Genomic DNA, 23,937 nt, shown 5'->3' with positions numbered 1-23,937 from the left:
GGAGACCTCGACGTCCTCCAGCGGGGCCAGCCGGTCCAGGAACTCGACGATCGTCACCTTCACGCCGTAGTTGTGCAGGACGTACGCGAACTCGACGCCGATGGCCCCGGCGCCCGCGACGACGATCGACCGCGGGAGGTCGTCGGCGAGGATCTGCTCCTCGTACGTCACCACGCGCGAGGTGCGGCGGGTGCCGGGCAGGAGCTTCGGGGTGGCGCCGGTGGCGATGATGCAGTGCTCGAACCTGACCGTGCGCGTCTCGCCGTCGTAGCCGGCCACCTGAAGCGTGTGCGGGTCGAGGAACGTGCCGCGGCCGTCAATCTCCGTGATCTTGTTCTTCTTCATCAGGTAGTGCACGCCCTTGACCCGGCCGTCCGCGACTCGCCGACTACGGCGGAACGCCTCGCCGTAGTCGAAGGAGACCTGCCCCTCGACCTTGATGCCGAAGGTCTTCGCCTCGCGCGTGAAGATGTGCGCGAGTTCGGCATTGCGCAGCAGGGCCTTGGTGGGAATGCAGCCCACGTTCAGGCAGACCCCGCCCCAGTATTTCTCCTCCACCACCGCGACGCGCTTGCCCAGTTGGGCGGCGCGGACGGCGGCGACGTAGCCGCCCGGGCCCGCACCGAGTACGACGACGTCGAAGCGCTCGTCCTGCTCATCCTGCTCGTCCATCAAAGGATCCTCTTCCACAGGGAAGTCCACGATTCCAAGGTCCGGCGCACGGAAGGTGAAGTGTCAGCCGGCCACGCGAGCAAGGGTCTTCTGGAGGTCCTCGACGGTGTCCAGGACGATGTGCTCGTCGGCGATCGAGGGCGTACGGGCGACACCGACCGCCGCCTCGCCCACCTGGTCGGCAGTGAGCCAGTTCGGGTCGCCGCCCGGACGGCTGCGGTTGATGATCGGGCCCAGGACAAGGTCGTTGATCCGCCGCTGCCCCTTCAGTTCGGCGCTGAACGCCTCGCGCATCATGAGCTGCGCGGCGCCCTGCATGCTGACGATCCCGGCAGCCGGGTACGGCTTCTGGCCGGAGAAGCCCGCGATGGCGGTGTAGCTGCCGTCCTCCGTGAGCCGGGGAACGAAGGAACGGGCCAGCGCCATGTGCGAGGTGGCGACGTCGACGAAGACCTTCTGCCAGTCGTCCTGATCGATCTGCCACAGGGCCTTGCCCATCCACCAGCCGCCGACCGAGGCGACGACGTGGTCGACGTGGCCGTGCTCCTTGAGGATCCGCGTGGCGAGCTCGTCGGCCTCGTCGAAGGTGCCGTAACCGGCCGTGGTCGTCTTGAGGTCGGCGCCGAGTTCGGGGCCGATCAGCTTGGCCAGCGCGTCCAGGCGGGCCTGGCTGCGGCTGGGCACCACGACCGTGGCGCCCGCCTTGAGGAAGGCGCGGACGACGCCCTCGCCCACGTTGCCGGTGCCGCCGGGGATCACGGCCACCTTGCCGTCGAGGGACGGTGAATTCGGGGTGCTCATGGTGCTGTTCCTTAGGGGGAGTCACTTGGCGGGCGGGAGCTGGTCGTCGGGTATCGACGCCGGTACGGCCTGCACTTCGACGGTGAAGTCGATCGCGTCGGAGATGACGCCCTGGAAGGCGTCGACGCCGAAGTCGCTGCGCTTGACGCGCCCGGTGGCGGTCGCGCCGACACGCGGGACGCCGAAGGCGTCGGTGACGGGGCCCGCGGTGTCGGCCGCCAGGTCGACGGTGCGGGTGACGCCGTGCAGGGTGAGTTCGACCGTCATCAGGTAGCGCGACGGCACGTCCTTGGTCAGGGAGACGAGCCGGATCTTCGCCTCGGGGTGGGCCTCGGCGTCGAGGAAGTTCTCGCCCTTGATGTGGTGGTCGCGCGGCGGTATTCCGGTCTGGAAGCTGGTGACGTCGAAGGTGGCGTCGAGGGAGAGCAGTTCGGGCGTCTCGCCCTCGGCTGCGTCGCTCAGCCGGACGGGTCCGCGCAGGCCGGTGAAGTTGCCGCGGACGGTGGTGACGAGGTAACGGACGGCGAAGTCCACGGACGAATGAGAGGGGTCGATCTTCCAGTCCATGACGGAGGTCCTGGATCCTTTCGTGCTTACGGGCAGCGGTGTCAGTCGCCGAGCATCGCTCTGGCTTCGGCCGGGCTGAGATGGGACACCCGGGTGGTGTTGCGGGACGGTCCCTGCAGGAAGTTGACGAAGACGGTGACGAAGGCCTCCGGCAGGTCCGTCTCGCGGGCCGATTCGGTCATCAGCCGGATCCAGCGCACCCGCTGCTCCTCGGTGATGCGCAGGCCGACATGCTGCTTGAGCAGGAAGCGCAGGTCGCCGCGCTCGCGCAGATAGTCGTCGGGGCCGCCGAAGGTCATGACGAAGAAGTCCGCGATGTGTCCCGCGTGGTCGTCCAGGCCGGCGAACATCGCACCGAGCAGGTCGTCCGCCTGTGCCTTGACGAGAAATGTCTTGGTCATCCGGTGGAAGGCCTCGCTGCCGCCGGCCAGATCGTAGAGGTTCATGGTGTCCGGGGTCCTGTTCAGCCGAGGTCGCCGGACTGCGCGACGCCCGTGAGTGTCCGCCGTACCTGGTCGGGGGTGCGCAGGTGGATGGTCCGGCCGTGCACGCCCTGTGCGTCCGGACCGGACAGCCAGGCCAGGAACGCGCCGACCTCCTCCCCCTGCAGGGGCGAGCCGGGGCGGGTGCCGTTCGGGCCGAGGTAGGCCCACATCACCATGTCGTTGACCCGCGGGTCGCCGCCGGTCTCGTCGGCGACGGCCAGGACGAGACGGTTCTGCGCGGCCGTCGCCGCAGCGATGGGGCCGGTGGAGGAGTGCACGCCGTCGGTGAAGCCGACCGGACCGTTGACGGTCGTGAACGAGCCGCCCGGCTTCAGCACGGGCACCAGCGCCTCGGCGATCACGAAGTGCGGGTACACCGTCGACTCGATCACCTCGCGGAACGCGTCGAATCCCCCGGACAGGACCGGCGGCCCCTGATGCCAGCTGGCGACTGTGGACACCACTGCGTCCAGACCGCCGAAGGTCTGGGCCCTGGCCTGCTCGGCGATCTCCCGGGAGCCCTCGGGGCTGCCGATGTCGCCCGGGAGCCCGGTGAGCCGGTCGCGGAGTTCCGGGTCGAGACGCGAGCGCAGACGGTCGAACTTGGCGTTGCTGCGGGTCGGCACGATCACGTCGGCGCCTGCGCGCAGCAGCGCGTCGACAGCGAAGAATCCGACGTTGCCGGTGCCGCCGGCAACGAGCGCGGTGGTGCCGTCGAGTGCGGGGAGTGGGAGCGGGGTGGTCATCGCTGCACCTTCCTTGGAGATCCAGGTAACTAAATAAAACCTGATTACTCCACACAACCAGGGAAGCCAAGAATCTGTTCCCGCCCCGTATCTTCCGTTCCCCTCACCCGGCCAGCGCGGCCCGCACGCCCGGCACGACCTCCAGCGCGAAGACGGTCAGCTGGCGCAGATGGTCGGCGTCGGGCCAGTAGACGAAGCCGTTCATCCCGTGCTCGTGCACGAGGGTGACGAGCTGCTCGACCCACTGCCGCACGGTGCCCTGGAACGGCACGTCCGAGTCGACCGGGCTGATCAGCCCGTTGAGGTTGTAGACCTTGCGCAAGGACGCGGGGTCCCGGCCGGCCTCCTGCGCGCCCGCGTCGAGCCGTGCGACGGCGTCCTTGAGCCGGTCGAGGCCGAGGAAGCCGTACGACGGCATCCAGCCGTCCGCCTTGCGGCCGGTGAGCGCCAGCATGCGGGGGCCGTAGGCGCCGAGCCAGATGCCGAGGTCCGAGGAGGGGGCGGGGCCCGGGTGGACGCCCGAGATCGAGTAGTGGTCGCCCTTGAAGCGCACCGAGCGCTCGCCGCTCCACATCAGCCGGGTGATGTCGATGGCCTCGTCGAGCGCCGCCACGGCTTCCTTGGGCTCGCGGCGCGGTCCGCCCATGGCCTCGATCGCGTCCCAGAAGGCCCCGGTGCCGAGACCGAGCTGAATCCGCCCGGGGGCGAGCACGTCCAGGCTGGCCGCGGACTTCGCAAGCATGGCGGGCGGGCGCAGCGGGAGGTTCGCGACCGTGGGCACGAAAGTGACACTCCGGGTGGCACCCACGAGATAGCTGATCAGCGTCCAGGCATCGTAGAACCTGGGCTGGTACGGGTGATCCTGGACCGTGACGAGGTCGAGGCCGGCCTTCTCGACCTGCTGGGCGATCCGGAGGGGCTGCCCCGGATCCTCCCAGACCGGGTCGACGTTGGCTCCGAAGAGCACGGGAAGTGACATGGGGGGCTCCGCTCAGTCGACCATCACCGCTTACTCCAAAAGAGTATCCACTTACGCCCCACCGCTCGACACGACAGCGCCGAAATCCGATCACCTTCGCCTGGACGGCGCGCAAAGTGCATCCCGCAGTCTTGACGGGCTCCAGGTAAGCCAGTTTTTACTTACTTCTACTTCGAGCAGAGCATGCACGGCGACGTCCACCCGGGGGTTCCGCGCCCTGGAACGGGCCGACCCGATGCACCTCCGGGGCTACCAGGAGTACGCACGGGTCGGGTACGTACGGGCCGACAGCGCCCTTCCCTCCGGGATGCGCGAACTGATCGTCATCGCGCTGCTCGCCGGGAAGGGCGACTGGCCGCAGATGCGGCTGCACACCCGCCGAGCGCTGCTGAAAGGGAGCGCCGCATCCTCGACGAGGAGGTGTCGGCGTACGGCGCAACCGACACCGCCGACAGAAAGTCGGTCATCGCCGCCGACGTACGGGCCGAGCCCCATGTGGAGCGGAACAAGGAAACCCTCCGCCGCCTGCAGTACGAAGTGATCATGAGTGGACGCGACGAGTTGATCGAGGAGGATCGGCCGGCCCGGCACGCAGCGTGGTGAACTCCGGCGAGAAGATCCGACCGTTTCCGCGCCGGGCTCGCGGGGATGAAGCCGGCCCTGGGCGACCAGGAGCGTGAGATCGTCGAACTCCATGGCGCAGGTGACCTTGCGTGGGTGCGCTTCGACATCCGCGGCCACCCAGACCGGGACCTTCCTCGGCCGCCCGGCCACCGGCAGGGCCGTCACGTACACGGAGGTCGCGTTCCTGCGCTTCGACGAGGTCGGACGGATCGCCGAAGGCTGGTTCCTGTGCGACGAGTTCAACCTCGCCGCACAGTTGGGAGCAGCTTCCTGGGAGGACCGCGTCGACCTGGTGCGGGACCTCGCGTGGCGGCGGCAGCGGTCCTCGCTCCGGAGCGACGACGCTGAACGACCTCCATGTGCCTGGCAAGGCTCACACCGCCCGATGGTTCGGAATCTGAATGCTTGAATCCCGGGAGAAATGGTGTTGCTTAAAGCATTGACCATTCCGGTTCGGGCTTCGACACTCAAACGCGCCACCCACGATCAAGGGCCGCCGTTGTGTTCACTTTCTGACGGCAGCTCAGGGGTGGTGTGCCCAACGACGTGCACCACAGGGAAGGGACGCCCTCATGCACCAGCCCCCAAACCATGCCTCGACCGAGCGCAGGCATACGGACGAACCGACTCGCCGCGACGCGCTGAAGGGATTCGGCGCCACAGCCGCCGCCGTCGCGTTCCTCGCCACGCTGGGACCGATGGCGGCCGCGGGACCCGCCTCCGCGGCCACCACTGGCAGCCGCCGGGTCCGCGACCTGCTCGCCCGGCTCACTCTCGACGAGAAGATCTCCCTGGTCCACGGGGCCACCGACCCCGTACGGCTCGGGCAGGCCGGATACCTGCCCCCGGTGCCCCGGCTCGGCATACCGGAGCTGCGCCTGAGCGACGGCCCGGCCGGGGTCAACGTGGCCGCCTCGGCCACCGGACTGCCGCCCATGTCCACCGTGAGCGCCTCCTTCAACCCCGAACTCGCCCGCGAGTACGGCGAGGTGATGGGCCGCGAGGGCCGCACCCTGCGGATGGACGTGCTGCTGGCACCGCAGATCGAGCTGTCGCGGGCGCCGTTCTTCAGCCGCAACAAGGACCAGACCGGCGAGGACCCCTACCTCAACGGGGTCATCGGCGCCGCACAGATCGAGGGTGTGCAGGCGCAGGGCATGCTGGCCCAGGCCAAGCACTACCTGGCCAACAACCAGATCCTGGGCCAGTTCAACCGCGCCGCCCCCGACGACCCGCTGACCAACTTCGACTTCCGGGTCGACGACCGCACCCTGCACGAGATCTATCTGCCGGCCTGGGAAGCGGTCGTCCGCGCCGGTGTCTCCTCCGTCATGGCGGCGTACAACCACCTCAACGGCGAGTGGTGCGCGGAGAACAGGACGACGCTGACGGACATCCTCCGCGGGGAGCTAGGCTTCGATGGATTCGTCACCTCCGACTGGGGCGCCACCCACAGCATCTCGATCGAGGACGGCCTCGACATGCAGATGTCCAACGGCTCCTTCTTCGGTGACCCGCTGAAGCAGGCCGTCCAGGCAGGCACCATCCCCATGGCCGCGCTCGACCTGGCGGTCGGCCGGATCCTCGGCCAGTACGACCGCTTCGGCCTGCTCGACGGCAGCCGCAAGCCCGCCCGCCCCGCCATCGACGTCGACGCGGGCGCCCGCGTCGCCCGCAAGGCCGCAACCCAGGGCGCGGTGCTGCTCGCCAACGACGGCGGGCTGCCGCTCGGCCGGGCCGCGCTGCGCTCCCTGGCCCTGATCGGCCCGACCGCCGCCCAGGTGGCGGTGACGGTGTCCGGCGAGCGGGCGTACGGCTTCGAGGACCGCATGACCTCCCCGCTGGACGCGCTGCGGCGCACCGCGGGCATCGACATCGCCCACTCCGTGGGCGCGGACCTCACCGGCACACCCGTGCCCACCTCGGTCCTCACCCCGGCGAGCGGCACCGGGCACGGGCTGACCCGCACCCCCGCCGCGGACGGTGACCAAGTGGTCGACGCCACCGTGGACTTCACCGCCGGCAAGGCGTTCCCGATCGGTTCGGCGTACGTGTGGACCGGCACGCTCACCCCGCCGAGCAGCGGCGAGTACGCGCTGATGGTCCAGGCGTGGGGCGGGGCCGCCGCCGTCTCCCTGGACGGTACCCAGCTCGCCACGGCCGCCTCCTCCCGCGACAGTTTCGTCCGCAAGTGGACCAGCATCGTGCCGACCACCGACGGCCTAGACAACGGACGGGCCGTAGTCCAGCTGACCGCGGGCAAGGCGTACCAGATCAGAGTCACTTCCACCGGGTGGGCCGAGACCATCCAGGGCCGTGGCCCGGTCCAGGTGCGCCTGGCCTGGGTGACCCCGGAGCAGCGCGCCGCCGACATCCGGGCCGCCGTACGGCTGGCCCGGCAGGTGCACACCCCCGTCGTGTTCGCCTTCAACGGCGCGGGCGGCAACGTCGGCGGCTCCGGCGACCGCACCAGTCTCAGCCTGCCCGAACACCAGGACGAGCTGATCACGGCGGTCGCGGACGCCAACCGCAACACCGTGGTCGTGCTCAACGTCGGCGACCCGGTCACCATGCCCTGGCTCCACAAGGTCGGCACCGTCCTGCTGGCCGGATACGTCGGTCAGGAGGGCGGCTGGTCGACCGCCGATCTGCTGCTCGGCCGGGCTAACCCGGGCGGCAAACTCACCATGACGTACCCGAAGAAGGAGGCCGACCATCCGGTCCTGGACCCGGCCCACCCCGAGCGCTACTACGGGGTGAACGGCGTGGTCACCTACAGCGAGGGCATCTTCACCGGCTACCGCCACTTCGACCGGGAGGGCATCGAACCCCTCTTCTGCTTCGGACACGGCCTGTCCTACACGGAGTTCGGCTACGACCGGCTGACGGTACGCGCGGCCCGCGACGGCGGCCTGGACGTCAGCTTCACCGTGACCAACCGCGGCCGCCGCACCGGAGCCGAGGTCCCGCAGGTCTACGTCGGCCCGCCCAGGAACGCGCCCGTCGAGATGGCGGTCCAGAGCCTCGCCGCCTTCGACCGCGTGGAACTGGACCCGGGCCGGTCGCGCCGTATCACCCTGCACGTCGCCGAACGCAGCCTCTCCTACTGGGACACCGGCGCGCGGCGGTGGGTCCGGCCCGCCGGCCGCCGCACCGTCCATGTCGGCTCCTCCTCCCGCGACATTCGCCTCACGGGTGGCGCGACCCCACGACAGGACTGACCCCGGCCGCTCTGGTGCCGGGCGAGGCCGGGGTGCCGGGCGAGGCCGGGGTGCCGGGCGAGGCCGGGGTGCCGGGCGAGGCCGGGGTGCCGGGCGAGGCCGGGGTGCCGGCCGAGACCCGGATCAGCTCACCGCGTTTCGTTCGGCTGGTCAGCCGGCCCGGGCGGGCGGCGGGCCGACGATCTCGACGTCGTACTTCGCCGCCAGCCCGCGCAGTTCGTCCATGTCCGGGCGGACCGACACCGGCGGCACGGTCCGGGTCTCGGCCGGCACCCCGGCCTCGCGATGGAAGCCCTCGATGCCGCCCGGGAGGGAGAACTCGAGCATCCGCACCTCGGTGTCACCGACCGCGTTGACCTGGTGCGGAATCCCGTGCGGCAGCCAGATGAAGCTGCCGGGGCCGCATTCGTGCACGTCGTCTCCGCAACGGGCCTTGACCCTCCCCTCCAGCACGTAGAAGGCCTCGTCGTGCTTGTGGTGGATGTGCAGCGGTCCGGCCATGCCGGGCTTGGCCCTTACTTCGAGGACGCCGAACTTGCCGTCGGTGTCCTCGGCGGAGGCCAGCACGGTCATGAGGGACTCCATGTACCAGACGGCGGTGCCGTCTGCCTCGGTCGAGACAAAACCGGGAGCGGTCATGAGCATCTCCAAGAAGGCGTTCGGAGAGATAAGTAAAATTATACTTATCCAGGTGTGGTCGTGCGAGGTCGGTCGTACGAGGTCGAAGGTGGGTGGGGTACGTGGCGAGGGACGCCGAGCTGACCCGGCAGCGGATCATGGAAGCTGCCCTGGACGAGTTCTCCGAGAAGGGCCTGGCCGGAGCCCGCGTCGAGTCAATCGCCCAGCGCGCCGGCATCCGTGTGCGCATGCTGTACGTCCACTTCCGCAACAAGGACGGGTTGTACGACGCGGTGCTCCGCCGGCACGTCGCGCAACGCGCCTCGGCGCTGTCGGACCCGTCTATGCCCCTGACCGACTTCGTGCCGCGGCACTTCGCCGGCCTCCGTGACGACGAGGTCTTCGTACGGCTCGTCATGTGGGAGGCGCTGACCGGCTCCGCCGCGCAGCCCGCGATGAACGAGGGAGAGCGCAGTGAGCGGTACGCCAAGACCCTCGATTATCTCAAGGCGCGCCGGGACGCGGGCGAACTGGACCCCTCGTTCGACCCCGATATGGCGCTGCTGGCCGTACTCGCGCTGGCGTCCTTCCCCTCCGCCTTCGGTCACATCGTCCGCATGGTCACGGGCCTGCGTCCGGACGATCCGGCGTTCGTCGAACGCTACGAGACCTTCCTGCGCGACCTGGCCGTGCGGCTGGCGCCCCCACCTCAAGGGTGAGCCGGAGTCGTGCCGAACAGCTCGCCGAAGCGGCCCGTCAGCAGGTCCGCACCCTTGTACTGGGCGGCGATGTCGGCGCCGAGGACGCCCTGGCCGGGGAGTTGTGCCGCTCCGCCGGTCGGGCCGAGCGGCAGGAGGATGGCGGCGGGACCCGGCCGGTAGGTGGCGAGTGGGCCGGAGCCCTCGCCCTCGATGAGCGCCTTGATGTTGTCGGCGACCACGGCCGCGTGGCGCGAGGCCGTGCCGGCGCGCTTGGACTCGGCGATGTCGGTGATGTCGCCGAGGGCGAAGACCGTGTCCTGTCCCTTGACCTGGAGGGTGTCGGTGACGGCGATCTCGCCGTTCGCCTGGCGTACGTCGGCGAGCGCGCCGGCGAGGTAGTCGGTGTGGGGGACGACGCCGAAGCAACGGAACCAGATGTCGGCCGTGATGTCGACGTCGGCGGTGGTGCTGACGTGGAACGTGCCGCGCTCGCCGGGCGCAGTGGGCGGGTTCTCCTTGAGGGGTTCGCCCAGGACGAGCTGGACGTCGAGTGCGGCGAGCTGGCGGCGGATCTCCTCGCGCAGTTCGGGCTCGTACTCGCTGAGGATGTCTGCCACCGGGTCGACGATGACGACCTTCTTCTCGGGCCATACGGCCTTGATCTCACCGGCGAACTCCAGTCCGACCGGTCCGGCGCCGAGCAGCAGCACATGGTCGGCCGCCAGGAGGTCGGCGTGCGCCTCCCGGTACTTCCGCTGGGCCGCGGCGCTGTCGTCGAGGTCGCTCTTGGCGGGGAAGGGGTAGCCGGAGCCGCTGGCCAGCACGATGTAGTCGGCGGCGAGTTCCTCGCCCGAGGCCAGGGTCACCCGGCCCGGTTCGACCCGTACCGCACGGTCGCGCACCACGCGCCCGTTGGTGAGCAGCTTGTCGTAGGGGAAGAAGACCTTCGGCAGGAACTCCGGGTCGACCACGGCGCGCAGGGCGCCGACGGCGTGGAAGAACGCGTCCTTGGGGTCGACGAGGACGACGTCGGCAACGCCGTCCAGGGCCTTGGCCGCGGCGCTTCCGCCGTAACCGCCGCCGATGACCACTACGGTCGGGGACATCTGTGCTCCTTCAAGTCGGGTGTCTGGCAAGTCGTGTCTATGGCAAGTCGCGTGTACGTCTTGCGTGTTGTCAGGGCGCCGTCAGCAGGCCGTGCATCTCGCCCGACTGGAAACGCTCGACGGCTTCCGTGACGCGGGTACGGCTGGAGAGGCAGAACCCGCCGTACATGTACGCGGGGGTGCGCAGTGGCCTGCCCGCCCCGAACAGGAACTGCGCGCCGCGCTCGCCGGCCGCCAACTCCACTGCGCCCGTGCCGGGTTCGAAGACTGCGAGGCCGGCCGGGCCCAGTTCGCCGCCGCTTGCGGGAGTGGCGATACGGCCGTCGCCCTCGACGGTCATCACGAAGCCGCGGAAGTCGGGGGCGACGGGGATCTCGACGCGGGCGCCGGGCGCCAGGATCAGGTCGTAGACGTGCGATCCGGCCGCCTCGCGCACCGGCGAGCGCAGGCCGAACGCCTCGCCCGCGACCACGCGGACGCTCACGCCCTCGGCGACTTCGTCCGAGGGCAGTTCCTGCGGGGTGAAGTGCATGCCGTACGGGGCGTTCTGCTCGTCGGTCTCCGGCAGCCGTACGAAGATCTGCGCGCCGTGTCCGAGCCGGCCGACCTCCTCCACGACCTCGTCGTGCACGATGCCCGAGCCCGCGACGGTCCAGTGCACTCCGCCCGGTTCGATCATGCTCCGGTCGCCGAGGCTGTCCCGGTTGTGGAACCGGGTGGTGGAGTCGTCGAACAGGTAGGTGACCGCGGAGAAGCCGGCGTGCGGGTGCGGGGAGAAGACCGGTCCCGTCATCCGGAAGAGGTCCGTGTTGAGGAAGGGGTCGAGGTCAACCGCGAAGCGGGCGCCGCGGGCCGAGAACAGCGTTCCCCGCTCGTGGGTCTCGATTTCCATGACGGTGGACAGAATGCGGGGCTCGTTCATGCCGTTCTCCTTGTGCTCGTCTGCTGCGGATCAGCCCAGGTGGGCCGTCGGCGCGGACTCCCCGTGCTCCTGCCTCTTCGCGTTGATGGCGAACAGCGTGATCAGCAGGCCGCCCACGAAGAGGAATCCGGCGACGGTGAAGGCCGTGGTGTAGCCGTGGGTCAGGGCGTCGCCGGCCTTGGCGACCGTGGCGAAGTCCTTCATCGCTACGGCCCGGTAGAAGGCGCCGGCCGCTTCCGCAAGCTTGTCGTTCGCCGCCGAGGTCGAGATCGTGGTGAGCACCGCCAGGCCCAGGGCGCCGCCGACCTGCTGCGCGGTGTTGAGCAGCGCGGAGGCGATGCCGGAGTCCTGGTCGCGCACGCCACTGACCGCGCCGAGGGTCATCGGGACGAAGCTCATGCCGAGGCCGAGCGCGGTGACGAACATGGCGGGCATCAGGTGGGTGGCGTAGGAGGCGCCCGGTTCCAGGGTGCTGAACCAGAACATCCCGCCCGCGCCGATGACCAGCCCGGGGCCGGCGATCTGCCGGGGCGCCAGGCGGGCGACGAGCTTGGAGCTGATGCCTGCGGCGATGCCCATGCCGAAGCTGAACGGGAGGTAGGCGAAGCCGGTCTTGACCGGGCTGTAGCCGAGGATCTGCTGCATGTAGAGCGTCAGGAAGTAGAAGGTGGCGAACATGCCGGCGCCCAGGAACAGCATGGTCGCGTACGACCCGGCGCGGTTGCGGTCCTTGAACAGGCGCAGCGGCATCATCGGGTGGGTGGTGCGCATCTGGAGGACGAGGAAGAGGACGAGCAGGGCGACGGCCATGCCGAAGAAGGTCACGGTCAGGGCGTCGGTCCAGCCGTCCTGGCCGCCGCGGGTGATGGCGTAGACGAGTGCGATGAGTCCGCCGGTGCCGGTGATCGCGCCGGGGACGTCGAGGCGTCCGGTGTTTCGCTCGCCCTCGGCGAGGAGCTTCGTGCCGGCGAGTACGGCGATGCCGATGGGGATGTTGACGAAGAACACCCAGCGCCAGTCGAGGTAGTCGGTGAGGACACCGCCGAGCAGGAGTCCGACCGTGGAGCCGAGTCCGGCCATGGCCGCGTACACGCCCATCGCCTTGTTGCGGGGCTTGCCCTCGGGGAAGTTGGTCGCGATGAGGGAGAGCGCGGTGGGGGCGGCGATGGAGGCGCCGATGCCCTGGAGGATGCGGGAGCCGATCAGCAGTTCCTCGTTCGGGGCGAGGCCGCCGAGCAACGAGGCGAGGGTGAACACGGTGATGCCGATGCGGAACATGCGGCGGCGCCCGAAGAGGTCGCCGGCCCGGCCGCCGAGCAGCAGGAGTCCGCCGAAGGCGAGGGCGTACGCGTTCACGATCCAGGCCAGGTTCGACGCCGAGACGTCGAGGTCGGTCTGGATGCTCGGCAGCGCGATGTTGGTGATGGTGCCGTCCAGCACGACCATCAGCTGCGCGGCGGCGATGACGACGAGGGCGAGGCCGAGGTGCGGCCCGCGGGCAGCCTCTCCGGGTTCTCCCGGTGGGGCGGACTCCGGGTCCGCGGGCGTGGTCGAACTGTCGGTGGGCATGGCAGGACTCCTGGTTCGGCGGTAGGCCGGAAGTGGCACCTCGAAAAATATACAAGCGTTGAGATTCATTCCGCGCACCCCCCTGGCTCCCGGCCCTGACGCACCGGACGCCCCGCCCCCACCGCCCGTCCCCGGCTGGACGGGACGGCGGTCGGGACAGGGCGTCCGGGGTGCCCACCGGCGCGGGGAGTCACCGGAGGAGCACTTCAGGCGGTCTTCTCTTCCTGGTTGAGGATGAAGTCGGCCGGGATCTCCGGGCTCCAGACGGCCGGCGGACAGTCCCAGTCGCCCGCCTTCCAGCTGTCGGTGATGCAGTCCATGTCGCTGGAGTACTCGATCCAGCTGCCCCAGGGGTCCTGGATGTAGTGGAAGAAGTTGGAGCCGAGCGTGTGCCGGCCGAGCCCCCAGCCATGGCTGTGACCGGCGGCGGCCATGTTCTGCGCGCCCATCGCGATCTGGTCGATGTCGGCGACTTCCCAGCTGGAGTGATGCAGGCCGGGGTGGGTGGCCGGCAGGAAGCCGAAGACGTGGTGGTCGCCGGGACCGGAGTTCATGAAGGTCGCCATGCCCCGGATACGGTCCGACAGGCGCAGGCCCAGGGTGCGGGCGTAGTAGGCCTCTGCCGCGTCCAGGTCGGTGCTGAAGATCAGCATGTGGCCCAGACGCCGGGGGCGGGGCTTCTCGTCGGCGGTGAGCCAGCGCGCCTGGTCGACGCGGCGGACGCGGTCGCCGAAGTTGACCTCGTGGGCGTCCGTGGTGCCGAAGTCCCGCCAGGCACCTGGCTGTTCGTCACGCAGGTTCAGCAGGTTGCCCTCGTGGTCACGGAACCACAGGCCGCCGGGGAGCTGGGCGGGCGCGTCGAGCAGCCGCACACCAAGGCCCTCCAGATGGCGCTGCCACTCGGGCAGCGAGTCCGTCTCCACGCCGAACGCGACATGGTGCAGCCGCTTGACCGGCCCTTCCAACAGCACCGCCTGGTCCTGCTCGCGGCCGTCGCAGCGGACCACGAGAGCGTTGTCCCGCTCGGCCGTCCGCAGCCCGAAGGTGTCATAGAAGCTCTGGCCCGTGTCCAGGGAGGGAACCTGAAGTCCGTAGTGCAGCAGGCCTTTGACACGCAGCATGGCATTCTCCTCACAGTTCCGGTGCGCCGCGTACCGGCGGCTCGCACCACTTCTAAGTGTGTACACCTTTTTGGACTGGAGTCCAGCTCCCCACGGCAGCCGTTCCGAGATCCTCACCGCAGACCATGACAGTCGCCTGGCCCACATCGGGCGCCTCACGGCCCGGGGCGAGGTCGTCGATCACCCGGCGGGCGGTACGCGCGAGGTGCCTGGTGATCAGCTGCGCGGCCTGGTCCGGGGCGCCCGCCATGACGGCCGCGAACAGGTCGTAGTGCTCCTGCCTGCGCTGCGGAAACACCCCGGGATGACGGTCCTGCAGCGTGCGCAGATAGCGCTCGCTGCGTTCGGCGTACGACGTGATCGTGCGCAGGACCGTAGGGGTGCAGCGGCACACGAGCATGCGATGGAAGGCCCGGTGCGCCTCGTGCCACGCCATGACGTCGCCCGTCTCTTCGGCACGGTCCATGTCGTGCAGGCGCGCCGAGGCCTCCTGCACCTCCTGCCGGGTCAGGCGCCCTGCGGTGATCCGCACACCCATGGCCTCCAGGGAGATCCGCGCCGCGTAGAGGCAGTCCAGATCGGCCACGTCCAGGCCCGTGACCCGGCCCCGGTGGTTGATGTCGGCGTCGATCAGCCCCTCTTCCTGGAGCATCCGGAACGCCTCGCGCAGCGGGGTGCGGCTGACGTCGAAGACCCGCGCCAGCTCGGCCTGTTTCAGCTCCGTGCCGGGCGGCAGGAGGCCGTCCAGGATCAGCCAGCGCAGGTGGTCGTGGATCTCGACGCTCGTGCGCCGGGGATGGGAGATCACCGGCCGCGGCAGACCGTCGAGCAGACCGAGCAGACCTTCCGTCGCATCCGCCGCGTCCATCTGGGCCACCCGCACCGACCGCCTCTCCACTGCATCCGGCTACCCGGGCCTGGTCACCACGCCTCTCGCAGCTTACCCTTTCCGGCGTAATGTGTATGCACTATGGTCCTGTCGCCGTCCGCGCAGTCCCACAGAGCCGCCCGTTGGAGGAGAGCCATGCAGTCAGCTGACTGGTCGTTGGTGCAGTACCGCGCCGGAGACTCGGAAAAGACCGCCGTCGGTGTCCTGATCGACGGAAAGGTGGTCGAAGGGCCCCCCGAGACGGGCGGTCTGACGCTCCTGGAGGTACTGCGCCGCTGGGACGCCATAGCGCCCGGGCTGCGCAACTGGACGCCGTCCGCGTCCGCGACCATCGACGATGCCCGGCTGGCCCCTCCCCTGACGTACCCGGGCAAGGTGCTGTGCGCCGGCGCCAACTACTGGGACCACATCGCCGAAATGGGCATCGAGCGCCCCGATGCCCTGGGCGAGCCGTTCTTCTTCCTCAAGCCCCCGACGACGACGGTGACGGGACCGGGCGATCCGGTGCCGCTGCCCGCCTACTCCGGCGCGCGTGTGGACTGGGAGGCCGAACTCGCCGTCGTCATCGGCAGGCCGGGCCGCGACCTCTCCGCCGACCAGGTGCCCGACCACGTGGCCGGCTATCTCGCGGCCAACGACATCTCCGCCCGGGACCGGCTCAGGTCCGCGCTGCCCGTCGCCGAGCCCTTCACCTTCGACTGGCTGGGTCACAAGGGGCAGGACGGTTTCTGCCCGCTCGGCCCCGGACTCGTGCCCAGCTGGCAGGTGCCCGACCCGCAGAACCTGCGGATCCGGCTCAGCGTCAACGATGTGGTCAAGCAGGACTCCTCCACCGCGCAGATGATGGTGCCCATACTGGAGGTGGTCGCCGCCGCGAGCCGCCTCACCCGGCTCGAAGCCGGAGACGTCATCCTCACGGGCACACCGGCGGGATGCGGGACCCCGCACGGTGAGTTCCTCGCCGCCGGGGACGAGGTCGTCGTGGAAATCGAGCGGATCGGCCGCCTGCACAACACGGTGGTGGCAACGGCGGCGGTGTCATAGACAGCACACGATGGATACGGCGGTGAGGTCATGAACAACACGCCGGCCCCTACGACACCGGCCTGGCCCGAGCCCCGGCCGGTGTCCGAGTCCATGCGGGCCATGGTTTTCCGCCGGTTCGGCCCGCCGGACGTGTTGGAACAGGCGGTGCTCGACACCCCCCGCCACGGCCCCGGAGAGGTCCTCGTCCAGGTCGCCGCGGTGAGCATCGGCCGTCTGCTCGACCTCACGGCCCGCTCGGGCCGCCACCCGTACGCGCGATTCCGGCTGCCGCACGTCCTGGGCGCGGACCACGCCGGGGTCATCGCCGCGATCGGGGACGGTGTGGACTCCGTCCGGGTCGGCGACCGGGTGGCCGTCTTCCCTGTGGTCACCTGCGGCACCTGCGCCCTGTGCGTCGAGGGCCGCGAGGAGGCCTGCGCCTCCCTGTCCCTGATCGGCACGCACCGGCCGGGGGCCTACGCGCAGTACTGCGTGTCCCCCGCCCGCAACGTCCACCGGGTGCCGGACGGCATCACGCCCGCGGTCGCCGCGTCCCTCGCGCTGAACGGGGCGGTCGCCGCCAACCAGCTCACCCAGGCAGGACTGCGGCCCGGCCACTGGGTGCTGGTACAGGGCGCCGCCTCGGCCCTGGGATCGGCCACCGCCGCGCTCGCCCGTCATCTGGGCGCGCGGATCATCGCCACCTCCCGCTCGCCTCAAAAGCGCAAGGCCATGGCCGCGGCCGGGGCCGAAGTCGTCCTCGACGCCACCGCCGCGCACTTCGCGGCGCAGGTCCGCGCGGCGACCGACGGCCATGGCGCCGACATCGTCGTGGACAACCTGGGTGATCCGGCCGTGTGGGACGCCACGATCGACGCGCTCGCCCGCGGCGGCACGGTGGTGACGTCCGGTGCGTTCCTCGGCGGCAAGGTGCAGCTGGACCTGCTGCGCCTGTACTCGAACTGCCAGCGCGTCATCGGCGTACGCACCGGCAACCCCGCCGCCGTGGAAGAACTGTGGACGCACGTCGAGCAGGGGTTCCGGGCGGTTCTCGACCGGACGTTCCCCATCGCGCACGCCGCCGACGCGCATCGCTATCTGGAGGACGACAGCAACGTGGGACGCGTCGCGCTGACCGTGGGGCCGCAGGACTGGGATGCCTGAGAGGTCCGGGAGAGCGGCAGAAGACTCAAAGGGGCCGGGTCACTCTCCGGGCGGCTGCGCCTGCGCCTTCTCAGGGGCGATGAGGCCGCGGAGCACCGGCACGACGAGGCGCAGGATGTCCTCGGTGTCGGCCGCGGCCAGGTCCGGCATCCGCAGGAGATAGCGCTGGCTGGCGATGCCCATCATCATCGCGCTGCACAACGCCGCCCGCAGCCGGGCGTCGGGGGCGCCGACCACGGCGGCCAGCGGTTCGACGCCCTGGCCGGTGACACGGCCACGCAGGATCTCGGCGGCCTCTTCGCTGGTCATGCTGGCCCGCAGCAGTACGGCCATGGGAGTGTCCGGATCCGCGGCCCAGGCCCCGAGCATGCCCCGTACGAGGTTCTCGACGGTCTGGGCGGGGTCGTCGGCGGTCAGCTCCGGGACGGGGATGTCCCAGCGGACGGCCTCGCGGAACAGACTGTCCTTGCTGCCGAAGTACTGGATGACAGAGGACTTGTCGACCTCGGCCTCGGCCGCGATGGCCCGGATCGTGCCACGCTCGTAGCCGACTTCGGCGAACTTGCGCCGGGCCGCCTGCAGAATGCGCTGCCGGGTTCGCTCGCCCTTGCGTGGGCAGTCGGCCTCGGTCCCGTGCCTGCGGGGCCGGCCTCGACCGGACGCCGTCGGCGGCACCTCTTCTGTGACATCGGCTTCTGTGACATCGGCGGCGGCCACGTTCCGGCCCCTTTCCTCACTCGCTCGCTCCGATGCTACGACGAGGAGACCGGGCTGCTGCGAGGCGGAGTGTCAGGCCTGCCCGCCAGCGACGATCCTGAGGGCCGAGCGCGTGGTGGCGGGCTCGTACTCCGGGGCGACATCGGCCAGCACGCTCAGTGCGGTGCGCGCCAGGTGCCCGGCGATCACCCTGGCGGCCGCGCCCTCGTCGCCCGCCCTCAGCGCCGCCAGCAGCGCCTCGTGCTCCTGGTGCGCCCGCGCGCGGGATCCCGGCACACCGAGCTGCGCGTACCGGATGTATCGCTCGCTGTGCTCGGCGTGCGAGGAGAGCGTGCGCTGCAGCTGTGCCCCGACGGCCTGGGTGGCCACGCGGTGGAACTCACGGTGCGCGGCGTACCACGCGTCCGGCTTCTCCTCGTCGGCGAGATCCTTCATGCGCTCCAGCAGTTCGCCCATGCGGTCGAGGTCCTCGCCGGTGAGCGTCTTCGCCGTCGCCGTCACGGCCAGGGCCTCCAGCATGATGCGAGCCCCGTACACCCCGTCCAAATCCTCGGGGTCCACCGCGCGCACGCGGGCCCGCTGGTCGGGCCGGGCGTCGATGAGGCCCTCCTCCTGGAGGAGCCGGAAAGCCTCGCGCATCGGGGTGCGGCTGACGCCCAGCTTGCGGGCCATCTCCGCCTGGAGCAGTGCCGAGCCCGGCGGCAGTTCACCGCTGAGGATCATCGCCCGGAGCCGGCCGTGCACGTCGAGAGCCATGCGGCGTCCGCCTGTGGCCGCCTCGGAACTCGCGCCGGGTGCGGGAGCGCCGTCGGCCACGCTCACCGAGCTGCCCGGTTCCCGCTCTTCCGACGAGTCGCTCGTATTCCTGCTCACGCCGGGAGTGTACCCAAGAAGTGTATCCAACAAGGCCGCGAAGAAGCCCGGACCCGGCGATGAACCCCTGACAAGCCATCGTCCGAGTCCGGGCAGCTCTATAACTGTATCCACCTTCGGCTACGTCGAGAAGTCAGGCGAAGAGCGGAGCCAGGTCGAAGTAGACGCGGAAGTCGTCGATGAGGCCGGTCTCGTCGACGTGCCACACGGTGGCAGCCGGGATGGTGACGGTGTCGCCGCCCAGGCGGTAGTAGTCGACGATCTCCTCGATGGCACTGTCGGCACCGCTGTGCCACTCACGGACGACGGTGTGGCGCAGCCCCTTGATGGTGCCGAAGAAGCCACCGACTCCGGCCTCTATTTCCTCGGGGCCGGTCATCGGCTCGTTGTTCCCGAAGCGCATGCGTCCCTGCGGGGCGAACAGCCGGCTGAAGCCGGCCGCGTCGGTCGCGTCGACCAGCGCGAACACCTTGGCGGCGAACTCTGTCTGCATGGCAGGCCCCCTCAGGCCGAGATTCCGGTGGTGGCGCCGGCGACCCGGCCCCGTACGGCCGCGAGCGTCGTCCGCACCGCGTCGAGGTAGTCGGCCTCCATGTGCACGGCGAACTCCTTCTCCTCGGCGCTGCCCGCCGCCACTCCGTCGAGGACGATGCGGAAGGAGAAGGTGAGGGTCAGCTCGCCGGCGTCGCCGAGGCCGATCTCGTTGTCGATCGTGCCCCTGGCCGTGCCGTGCGTCCGCACGAAGTGCACACGCTGCTTGGGGTAGAACGTGACGACCTCGCGCACCGACTGCCCGGCATGCACGACCTCGCGCACCAGGCCGCCGTCGAACCGCTCGGTCACGGTGCACTCGCTCATGCTGGCGACGTACGCCAGCGGGTTCGCGGCCTTGTCCAACAGGCCCGCCCAGACGTCGTCCGCCTGGAGCACCGGCTCCGTGCCGTCGTTCACGGAAAGAGTGCGGCTCACTTCGATCATGGTGTCCCTCCACGGAATTGAACTCCGCCGGCCGGTTCGGTGATGTGCCACCGAGGGCCCGCATGTCGAAGTGTGCACACTCTGCCTTCTCTAGTAAAGACAGAGGACGATTTCTTCCGAGATCGGCTCCGCTGGCGAGCGTGAAAATGTATGCAGTTATACGACGCACTCACGCGCCGAGGATCTTCGCCATCTTCAGATGGGGCGTGGCCTCTTCCGGGCGCCCCAGACGCTCCAGCGTGCGGCCGAGGAGCAGGTGCCCGTACGCGTCACCCGCGTCGCGCTCGAGCAATACCCGGAGTTCGGATTCGGCCCGGCTCAGGGCCGCCGAGTGGTAGTAGGCGCGGGCGAGCAGCAGCCGGGGGCCGTTCTGCTCGGGGTGGTCCGCGACCAGGCCGCCCAGAATGCGGGCGGCGGCGATGTAGTCACGGGCGTCGAAAAGGAGCTTCGCCCGCTCCCAGTCCTCGGCGGCCGACGATGTGTTGCCGTCCGCCCCGCCCAGGTTCCGCTCCATGTCCTGCTCTCCTTCTCCGTCGACGGGAACCGGGGCTCCGCGCCCCGGTCAGGTAATCTGGTTACTTAAACGCACCGAGTGCGTCGATTGATTCCCCGCCGTATCCTTGGTCACCATGACCGAGACCCGTCTGCCGCTGCACTCCTGCTCCTACACCGAGGACGTCTTCAACCTCCTCGGCAAGCGCTGGACGGGCCCCCTCATCGACCTCCTCCTCCAGCGTCCGGCCCGCTTCAGCGAACTGCACGCCGCGCTCCCGGCTCTGTCCAAACGGGTCCTGAGCGACCGTCTCTCGGAACTGACGGAGGTCGGCCTCGTCGAGCGAGAGGTCTCCCCCGGCCCCCCGGTCGCCGTCACCTACCGGCTCACGGAGCGCGGCACGGGACTCGGCCCCGCCATGGACGCCCTGCGGGTCTGGGCCGGCGCCCCCGTCGACGACCTAGGACGTCCGCTGCCCCACCCGGAGGCCGACGAGCACGAGGCGGAGCCGGGCCGGGTCTGAAGCCGCTCATCGCGCCCGGCCGGCCGGAGGCGTCGCAGCCGCAGCGAGGTAGGGCAGTGCCTGCTCGGTCCAGATGCACTTCCCCGTCGGCGTATAGCGGGTGCCCCAGCGCTGGGAGAGCGCGGCGACGAGTTGCAGGCCGCGTCCGCCCTCGTCGGTGTCCATGGCGCGGCGGATGCGCGGGGTGGTCAGGCTGCCGTCCGAGACCTCGCAGACCAGGTGGGCGCTGCGCAGCAGGCGGAGCCGTACGGGGCCCTTGGCATGGCGCACGACGTTGCCGACGAGTTCGCTGGCGAGCAGTTCGGTGCTCGTCGTCAGTTCCTCCAGGTCCCACCGCGACAGTTGCTCGCGCACGTGCTCGCGGGCCTCACCCGCGGCCCGCGGGTCTTCAGGCAGTGCCCAGGAGGCGATCTGGTCGGCCGGCAGCGCATGGACGCGGACGGCGAGCAGGGTGGCGTCATCGTCGATGTCGTCCTGGTCGGCGGGGAGCAGGCCGCCGACCAGGGTGTCGCAGACCTGGTCGGGGCCGGCGGGGTGGGCGGTGCCCAGAAGCCTGGTGAGGCAGGCCAGGCCGTCGTCGAAGTCACGCCGGGCGGACTCGACGAGTCCGTCGGTGTACAGGACGAGGAGGCTGCCCTCGGGCAGCGTCATCTGCGCCGTCTCGAACGGGGGCCCGGCCGCGCCCAGCGGCGGATCCGGAGCCTGCTCGGGGATGTGCATGCTTCCGTCCGGGTGCACCACGACCGGCTGCGGGTGCCCTGCGCTGACGAAGGAGCAGATCAGCGTGGTCGGGTCGTAGACCGCGTACAGGCAGGTGGCGTAGGAGTCCTCGCCCAGGCCGCTGACGATGTCGTTGAGGCGGGTCATGACCTCGTCGGGAGGCAGTTCGAGGTCGGCGAGCGTGTGCACTGCGGTGCGCAGCCGTCCCATGGTGGCCGCCTCGGACAGTCCGTGCCCCATCACGTCGCCGATGACCAGCGCGACCTGGTCGGCGGACAGGGGGATGACGTCGTACCAGTCCCCGCCGACCTCCATGTCGCGCCCGGCGGGCAGGTAGCGGGCGGCGGCCGTGCAGGCGGGCAGCGCGGGCAGCGTGCGCGGGAGCAGACCGCGCTGGAGTTCGCGGGCGCGGGTGTGCACGGAGTCGTACAGCAGGGCCCGGTCCAGGGCCTGGGCGACCAGGCCGCTGATCGCGACCAGCAGGGTTCGTTCCTCGCCGGTCAGCCGGCGCGGGTGGTCGAAGCTGATGGCACAGCCGCCGAGCACGCGCCCGGCGGCGGTCAGCGGCAGGAATGCCCATGACTGCTTGCCGACCTCGCGGGGCCAGTCGGCCCAGCGCGGGTATCGCGCGGTGTACTCCTCGACCGAGGAGATGAACACGGGCGCGTCCAGGAGCAGTGAATCCCAGATCGGCGTGGCCTCGTGGAGCAGGGTGCCGTCCAGCCCGTCCAGGAACTGCTGGGGGTACCCGACGGCTCCGACGTTGTACGCCCGGTCGCCCTCGATCATCTGCATGATCAGGCCGACGGCGCCGAACGGCTGCATCACCCGCCGGGCGACCGCCTCCGCCACGTCCTGTGCGGTCATCGCCCGGGCAAGATCCGTCGTCAGCTCCGTGATGCGGGCGGACCGCTCGGCGGCCGCGCGTTCGGCGGCCTCGCGCTCGGCGACGCGCTGCCGTACCTCGGTGACATCGGCCCAGTAGCAGATGGTGCCCTCCGGGACCGGGACCAGCCGCAGGTGATAGCAGCGACCTGTGTCGGGTATGCGGATCTCGAATCCGGCCGGGACGGCCGCGGCGGCGGCGGTTCGGCAGCGTTCCTCCAGACCGCGCACCTGCCGCACCCGGGGCAGCTCCCACAGAATCCGGCCGAGCAGCTCTACTTCCAGGGAGCCGAGGGTGCGCTCCGCCTCCCGGTTGGCGAAGACGATGCGCCAGTCGTCGTCCAGCGCCACGAAGCCGTCGCTCATGTGCCGCAGGGCACGGGCGAGCGCGTCCCGGGCGGAATAGGACTCCTCGATGCCCCACCACCCGCCGATCATCCTGAGCGGCTCGCCCGCGTCATCGTGGACCACCTTGGCGCGGGCCAGGGTCCAACGGGTCGTACCGTCCGGGCGGCGGATCCGGAACTCGGCCCTGTACAGCGTCCGGTCGCGGATCGACTTCTCGACCGCGGCCAGTGTCCACGGCAGGTCGTCGGGGTGGACGGCTTTCATGAAGGTCTCGATCCGGGGCACGAAGTCGGCCGGGTCCACTCCGCACAGAGCCATGGAGGCTTCGTCCCAGTACAGCTCACCTGATGGAATGCCCCACTCCCACGAGCCGACCTGGACCTCCTCCAGCGCCTCCCGGACGCGGCTGCTGTTCCAGTTCCGCTGATGCGGCCGGGTGGGCGGCGGCGCCTGGGCCATCCGTTCTTCGACCCAGGCGGTCACGGCCCGCAGGAAGTCCCACTGCTCCTCGGTCGGCTCGCCGCTGTCACCGGTCAGTACGGTGAGCACGCCTACGGCGTGGTCTCCCCCGAACACGGGTACGGCAGCCATACCGGTACCGGTGTCGGGCCAGGCACGCGTGGAGGATTCAGCGTGGGCTTCGGGGGCGGAAGCCACCCACACGGGGCTGCCCTGGCGTACGGCGCGTGCCGGGGCGGCCGCGCCTTCCTGGGCGACGATCTCCCAGAGCCGCGTGAGGGCCGGGGGCAGCCCGTTCGCCGAGACCAGTCGCAGCGCGGACATGGGGCCGCTGAAGTGCACCATTCCGCCCAGGGCACCGAGTTCCGTCACCGCGTGCTGGAGAGCCAGCCGGAAGACTTCCTGTTCGGTCACTCCCGGGTCCACGGCGTTGAGCAGGCCAAGCCGCGCCTTCATGGAGTCAACTCTACGTATTCGGCCTCAGAAGGGACATGCAGTTGCATCGCGGCCCACGGCCACCGAGCCCGGGCCCGCAGCCGAAGTGGATCTGCACAGGGTCGGCAGACCCGGCGCGGGTACCACCGGTGTCAGCGGTTCCCGTGTCGGGTTGCTGTGGTGTGGTGGCGTGTCATCGCGGTGGGCCGAGGAGGATCTGTCCGTACTGCTCGGCGGCTTCGGCCAGTTTCTCGGGTGTGATGGCGAAGTCCTTGGGCCGGGGGGTGGTGATGTC

25 protein-coding genes are annotated in these 23,937 nt (G+C 70.2%); 6 read left to right on the top strand and 19 right to left on the bottom strand.

The genetic code is table 11. The annotated features are described in order from the left end of the window. The 7 genes from ACWCPF_RS44095 to ACWCPF_RS44065 all read right to left on the bottom strand — a co-directional run. A partial coding sequence (locus tag ACWCPF_RS44095; protein ID WP_451050796.1) for an FAD-dependent oxidoreductase occupies nt 1-672 on the bottom strand: 672 nt, incomplete at its 3' end. A gap of 63 nt (nt 673-735) precedes the next feature. Next, nucleotides 736-1,473: an SDR family NAD(P)-dependent oxidoreductase gene (locus ACWCPF_RS44090; protein WP_451050795.1), complete on the bottom strand. Its 738-nt coding sequence runs from the start codon at nt 1,471-1,473 to the stop codon at nt 736-738. 21 nt (nt 1,474-1,494) lie between these two features. Continuing rightward, nucleotides 1,495-2,040, bottom strand: a complete 546-nt coding sequence (locus ACWCPF_RS44085) for a YceI family protein (RefSeq protein WP_451050794.1) — start codon at nt 2,038-2,040, stop codon at nt 1,495-1,497. 41 nt (nt 2,041-2,081) lie between these two features. Continuing rightward, nucleotides 2,082-2,486 carry a globin domain-containing protein gene (locus tag ACWCPF_RS44080; RefSeq protein ID WP_451050793.1) on the bottom strand — a complete coding sequence of 135 codons (405 nt, stop codon included), beginning with the start codon at nt 2,484-2,486 and terminating at the stop codon, nt 2,082-2,084. Nucleotides 2,487-2,503: 17 nt separating this feature from the next. Continuing rightward, nucleotides 2,504-3,271, bottom strand: coding sequence for an SDR family NAD(P)-dependent oxidoreductase (locus ACWCPF_RS44075; protein WP_451050792.1), 768 nt, complete (start codon nt 3,269-3,271; stop codon nt 2,504-2,506). Nucleotides 3,272-3,374: 103 nt separating this feature from the next. Next, a complete protein-coding gene (locus tag ACWCPF_RS44070) occupies nt 3,375-4,250 on the bottom strand; it encodes an LLM class flavin-dependent oxidoreductase (RefSeq protein ID WP_451050791.1) in 876 nt (291 codons plus the stop codon). 249 nt (nt 4,251-4,499) lie between these two features. Continuing rightward, the gene (locus ACWCPF_RS44065; protein ID WP_451050790.1) at nt 4,500-4,946 is read right to left on the bottom strand and encodes a hypothetical protein; all 447 of its coding nucleotides are present in this window, start codon (nt 4,944-4,946) and stop codon (nt 4,500-4,502) included. Between ACWCPF_RS44065 and ACWCPF_RS44060 the strand changes: the two genes are divergently transcribed. Then, on the top strand, nt 4,945-5,283 hold the full coding sequence (locus tag ACWCPF_RS44060; protein WP_451050789.1) for an ester cyclase: 339 nt from the start codon (nt 4,945-4,947) through the stop codon (nt 5,281-5,283). The two genes, ACWCPF_RS44065 and ACWCPF_RS44060, sit on opposite strands and share 2 nt — an antisense overlap. A gap of 163 nt (nt 5,284-5,446) precedes the next feature. Beyond that, nucleotides 5,447-8,095 (top strand): glycoside hydrolase family 3 protein, encoded by a 2,649-nt coding sequence (locus ACWCPF_RS44055; RefSeq protein WP_451050788.1) that lies wholly within the window; start codon nt 5,447-5,449, stop codon nt 8,093-8,095. A 150-nt stretch (nt 8,096-8,245) separates the two neighbouring features. On the opposite strand, the gene ACWCPF_RS44050 is transcribed toward ACWCPF_RS44055, so the two are convergent. Further along, nucleotides 8,246-8,734 (bottom strand): cupin domain-containing protein, encoded by a 489-nt coding sequence (locus tag ACWCPF_RS44050; protein WP_451050787.1) that lies wholly within the window; start codon nt 8,732-8,734, stop codon nt 8,246-8,248. 101 nt (nt 8,735-8,835) lie between these two features. On the opposite strand from ACWCPF_RS44050, the gene ACWCPF_RS44045 reads away from it, so the two are divergent. Continuing rightward, nucleotides 8,836-9,432 (top strand): TetR/AcrR family transcriptional regulator, encoded by a 597-nt coding sequence (locus ACWCPF_RS44045; protein ID WP_451050786.1) that lies wholly within the window; start codon nt 8,836-8,838, stop codon nt 9,430-9,432. On the opposite strand, the gene ACWCPF_RS44040 is transcribed toward ACWCPF_RS44045, so the two are convergent. From ACWCPF_RS44040 to ACWCPF_RS44020, 5 genes are all read right to left on the bottom strand, one after another. Continuing rightward, nucleotides 9,423-10,520: an FAD-dependent oxidoreductase gene (locus ACWCPF_RS44040; RefSeq protein WP_451050785.1), complete on the bottom strand. Its 1,098-nt coding sequence runs from the start codon at nt 10,518-10,520 to the stop codon at nt 9,423-9,425. The two genes, ACWCPF_RS44045 and ACWCPF_RS44040, sit on opposite strands and share 10 nt — an antisense overlap. Before the next feature lie 70 nt (nt 10,521-10,590). Beyond that, nucleotides 10,591-11,442 carry a pirin family protein gene (locus ACWCPF_RS44035; protein WP_451050784.1) on the bottom strand — a complete coding sequence of 284 codons (852 nt, stop codon included), beginning with the start codon at nt 11,440-11,442 and terminating at the stop codon, nt 10,591-10,593. A 30-nt stretch (nt 11,443-11,472) separates the two neighbouring features. Continuing rightward, a complete protein-coding gene (locus tag ACWCPF_RS44030; protein ID WP_451050783.1) occupies nt 11,473-13,011 on the bottom strand; it encodes an MFS transporter in 1,539 nt (512 codons plus the stop codon). A 206-nt stretch (nt 13,012-13,217) separates the two neighbouring features. Beyond that, the gene (locus tag ACWCPF_RS44025; RefSeq protein WP_451050782.1) at nt 13,218-14,132 is read right to left on the bottom strand and encodes a VOC family protein; all 915 of its coding nucleotides are present in this window, start codon (nt 14,130-14,132) and stop codon (nt 13,218-13,220) included. A 52-nt stretch (nt 14,133-14,184) separates the two neighbouring features. Then, nucleotides 14,185-15,015 (bottom strand): GntR family transcriptional regulator, encoded by an 831-nt coding sequence (locus tag ACWCPF_RS44020; protein ID WP_451050781.1) that lies wholly within the window; start codon nt 15,013-15,015, stop codon nt 14,185-14,187. A gap of 141 nt (nt 15,016-15,156) precedes the next feature. Between ACWCPF_RS44020 and ACWCPF_RS44015 the strand changes: the two genes are divergently transcribed. Continuing rightward, complete coding sequence (locus ACWCPF_RS44015; RefSeq protein WP_451050780.1) at nt 15,157-16,065, top strand: fumarylacetoacetate hydrolase family protein; 909 nt, start codon at nt 15,157-15,159, stop codon at nt 16,063-16,065. Nucleotides 16,066-16,095: 30 nt separating this feature from the next. Next, nucleotides 16,096-17,211 (top strand): zinc-binding dehydrogenase, encoded by a 1,116-nt coding sequence (locus ACWCPF_RS44010; protein ID WP_451050779.1) that lies wholly within the window; start codon nt 16,096-16,098, stop codon nt 17,209-17,211. Nucleotides 17,212-17,250: 39 nt separating this feature from the next. Here the strand turns inward: ACWCPF_RS44010 and ACWCPF_RS44005 are convergent, their stop codons facing one another. From ACWCPF_RS44005 to ACWCPF_RS43985, 5 genes are all read right to left on the bottom strand, one after another. Beyond that, complete coding sequence (locus ACWCPF_RS44005) at nt 17,251-17,928, bottom strand: TetR/AcrR family transcriptional regulator (protein ID WP_451050778.1); 678 nt, start codon at nt 17,926-17,928, stop codon at nt 17,251-17,253. A 72-nt stretch (nt 17,929-18,000) separates the two neighbouring features. Then, entirely contained in the window at nt 18,001-18,801 is an 801-nt protein-coding gene (locus ACWCPF_RS44000; protein WP_451050777.1) for a GntR family transcriptional regulator, read from the bottom strand. A 133-nt stretch (nt 18,802-18,934) separates the two neighbouring features. Further along, complete coding sequence (locus ACWCPF_RS43995) at nt 18,935-19,294, bottom strand: nuclear transport factor 2 family protein (protein ID WP_451050776.1); 360 nt, start codon at nt 19,292-19,294, stop codon at nt 18,935-18,937. Nucleotides 19,295-19,305: 11 nt separating this feature from the next. Beyond that, on the bottom strand, nt 19,306-19,779 hold the full coding sequence (locus tag ACWCPF_RS43990) for an SRPBCC family protein (protein ID WP_451050775.1): 474 nt from the start codon (nt 19,777-19,779) through the stop codon (nt 19,306-19,308). Between the two features lie 169 nt (nt 19,780-19,948). Beyond that, on the bottom strand, nt 19,949-20,293 hold the full coding sequence (locus ACWCPF_RS43985) for a tetratricopeptide repeat protein (protein WP_451050774.1): 345 nt from the start codon (nt 20,291-20,293) through the stop codon (nt 19,949-19,951). A gap of 115 nt (nt 20,294-20,408) precedes the next feature. Here ACWCPF_RS43985 and ACWCPF_RS43980 point away from each other — a divergent pair, with 115 nt between their 5' ends. Further along, a complete protein-coding gene (locus tag ACWCPF_RS43980; RefSeq protein ID WP_451050773.1) occupies nt 20,409-20,795 on the top strand; it encodes a winged helix-turn-helix transcriptional regulator in 387 nt (128 codons plus the stop codon). Nucleotides 20,796-20,801: 6 nt separating this feature from the next. Here ACWCPF_RS43980 and ACWCPF_RS43975 read toward each other — a convergent pair whose 3' ends face one another. Beyond that, entirely contained in the window at nt 20,802-23,663 is a 2,862-nt protein-coding gene (locus tag ACWCPF_RS43975; RefSeq protein WP_451050772.1) for a SpoIIE family protein phosphatase, read from the bottom strand. Nucleotides 23,664-23,937 lie beyond the last annotated feature (274 nt).

The sequence above is a fragment of the Streptomyces sp. NPDC001858 genome, assembly GCF_053594615.1.
Note: the sequence above shows the minus strand (reverse complement) of the source record. Positions and strands in the feature narration are given on the sequence as shown.

What these genes read in the sequence shown, in the direction of transcription:
- ACWCPF_RS44090 (WP_451050795.1), bottom strand. Translation starts at nt 1,473, where the DNA reads ATGAGCACCCCGAATTCACCGTCCCTCGACGGCAAGGTGGCCGTGATC.
- ACWCPF_RS44085 (WP_451050794.1), bottom strand. Translation starts at nt 2,040, where the DNA reads ATGGACTGGAAGATCGACCCCTCTCATTCGTCCGTGGACTTCGCCGTC.
- ACWCPF_RS44080 (WP_451050793.1), bottom strand. Translation starts at nt 2,486, where the DNA reads ATGAACCTCTACGATCTGGCCGGCGGCAGCGAGGCCTTCCACCGGATG.
- ACWCPF_RS44075 (WP_451050792.1), bottom strand. Translation starts at nt 3,271, where the DNA reads ATGACCACCCCGCTCCCACTCCCCGCACTCGACGGCACCACCGCGCTC.
- ACWCPF_RS44070 (WP_451050791.1), bottom strand. Translation starts at nt 4,250, where the DNA reads ATGTCACTTCCCGTGCTCTTCGGAGCCAACGTCGACCCGGTCTGGGAG.
- ACWCPF_RS44060 (WP_451050789.1), top strand. Translation starts at nt 4,945, where the DNA reads ATGGCGCAGGTGACCTTGCGTGGGTGCGCTTCGACATCCGCGGCCACC.
- ACWCPF_RS44065 (WP_451050790.1), bottom strand. Translation starts at nt 4,946, where the DNA reads ATGGAGTTCGACGATCTCACGCTCCTGGTCGCCCAGGGCCGGCTTCAT.
- ACWCPF_RS44055 (WP_451050788.1), top strand. Translation starts at nt 5,447, where the DNA reads ATGCACCAGCCCCCAAACCATGCCTCGACCGAGCGCAGGCATACGGAC.
- ACWCPF_RS44050 (WP_451050787.1), bottom strand. Translation starts at nt 8,734, where the DNA reads ATGACCGCTCCCGGTTTTGTCTCGACCGAGGCAGACGGCACCGCCGTC.
- ACWCPF_RS44040 (WP_451050785.1), bottom strand. Translation starts at nt 10,520, where the DNA reads ATGTCCCCGACCGTAGTGGTCATCGGCGGCGGTTACGGCGGAAGCGCC.
- ACWCPF_RS44035 (WP_451050784.1), bottom strand. Translation starts at nt 11,442, where the DNA reads ATGAACGAGCCCCGCATTCTGTCCACCGTCATGGAAATCGAGACCCAC.
- ACWCPF_RS44030 (WP_451050783.1), bottom strand. Translation starts at nt 13,011, where the DNA reads ATGCCCACCGACAGTTCGACCACGCCCGCGGACCCGGAGTCCGCCCCA.
- ACWCPF_RS44025 (WP_451050782.1), bottom strand. Translation starts at nt 14,132, where the DNA reads ATGCTGCGTGTCAAAGGCCTGCTGCACTACGGACTTCAGGTTCCCTCC.
- ACWCPF_RS44015 (WP_451050780.1), top strand. Translation starts at nt 15,157, where the DNA reads ATGCAGTCAGCTGACTGGTCGTTGGTGCAGTACCGCGCCGGAGACTCG.
- ACWCPF_RS44010 (WP_451050779.1), top strand. Translation starts at nt 16,096, where the DNA reads ATGAACAACACGCCGGCCCCTACGACACCGGCCTGGCCCGAGCCCCGG.
- ACWCPF_RS43995 (WP_451050776.1), bottom strand. Translation starts at nt 19,294, where the DNA reads ATGCAGACAGAGTTCGCCGCCAAGGTGTTCGCGCTGGTCGACGCGACC.
- ACWCPF_RS43990 (WP_451050775.1), bottom strand. Translation starts at nt 19,779, where the DNA reads ATGATCGAAGTGAGCCGCACTCTTTCCGTGAACGACGGCACGGAGCCG.
- ACWCPF_RS43985 (WP_451050774.1), bottom strand. Translation starts at nt 20,293, where the DNA reads ATGGAGCGGAACCTGGGCGGGGCGGACGGCAACACATCGTCGGCCGCC.
- ACWCPF_RS43980 (WP_451050773.1), top strand. Translation starts at nt 20,409, where the DNA reads ATGACCGAGACCCGTCTGCCGCTGCACTCCTGCTCCTACACCGAGGAC.
- ACWCPF_RS43975 (WP_451050772.1), bottom strand. Translation starts at nt 23,663, where the DNA reads ATGAAGGCGCGGCTTGGCCTGCTCAACGCCGTGGACCCGGGAGTGACC.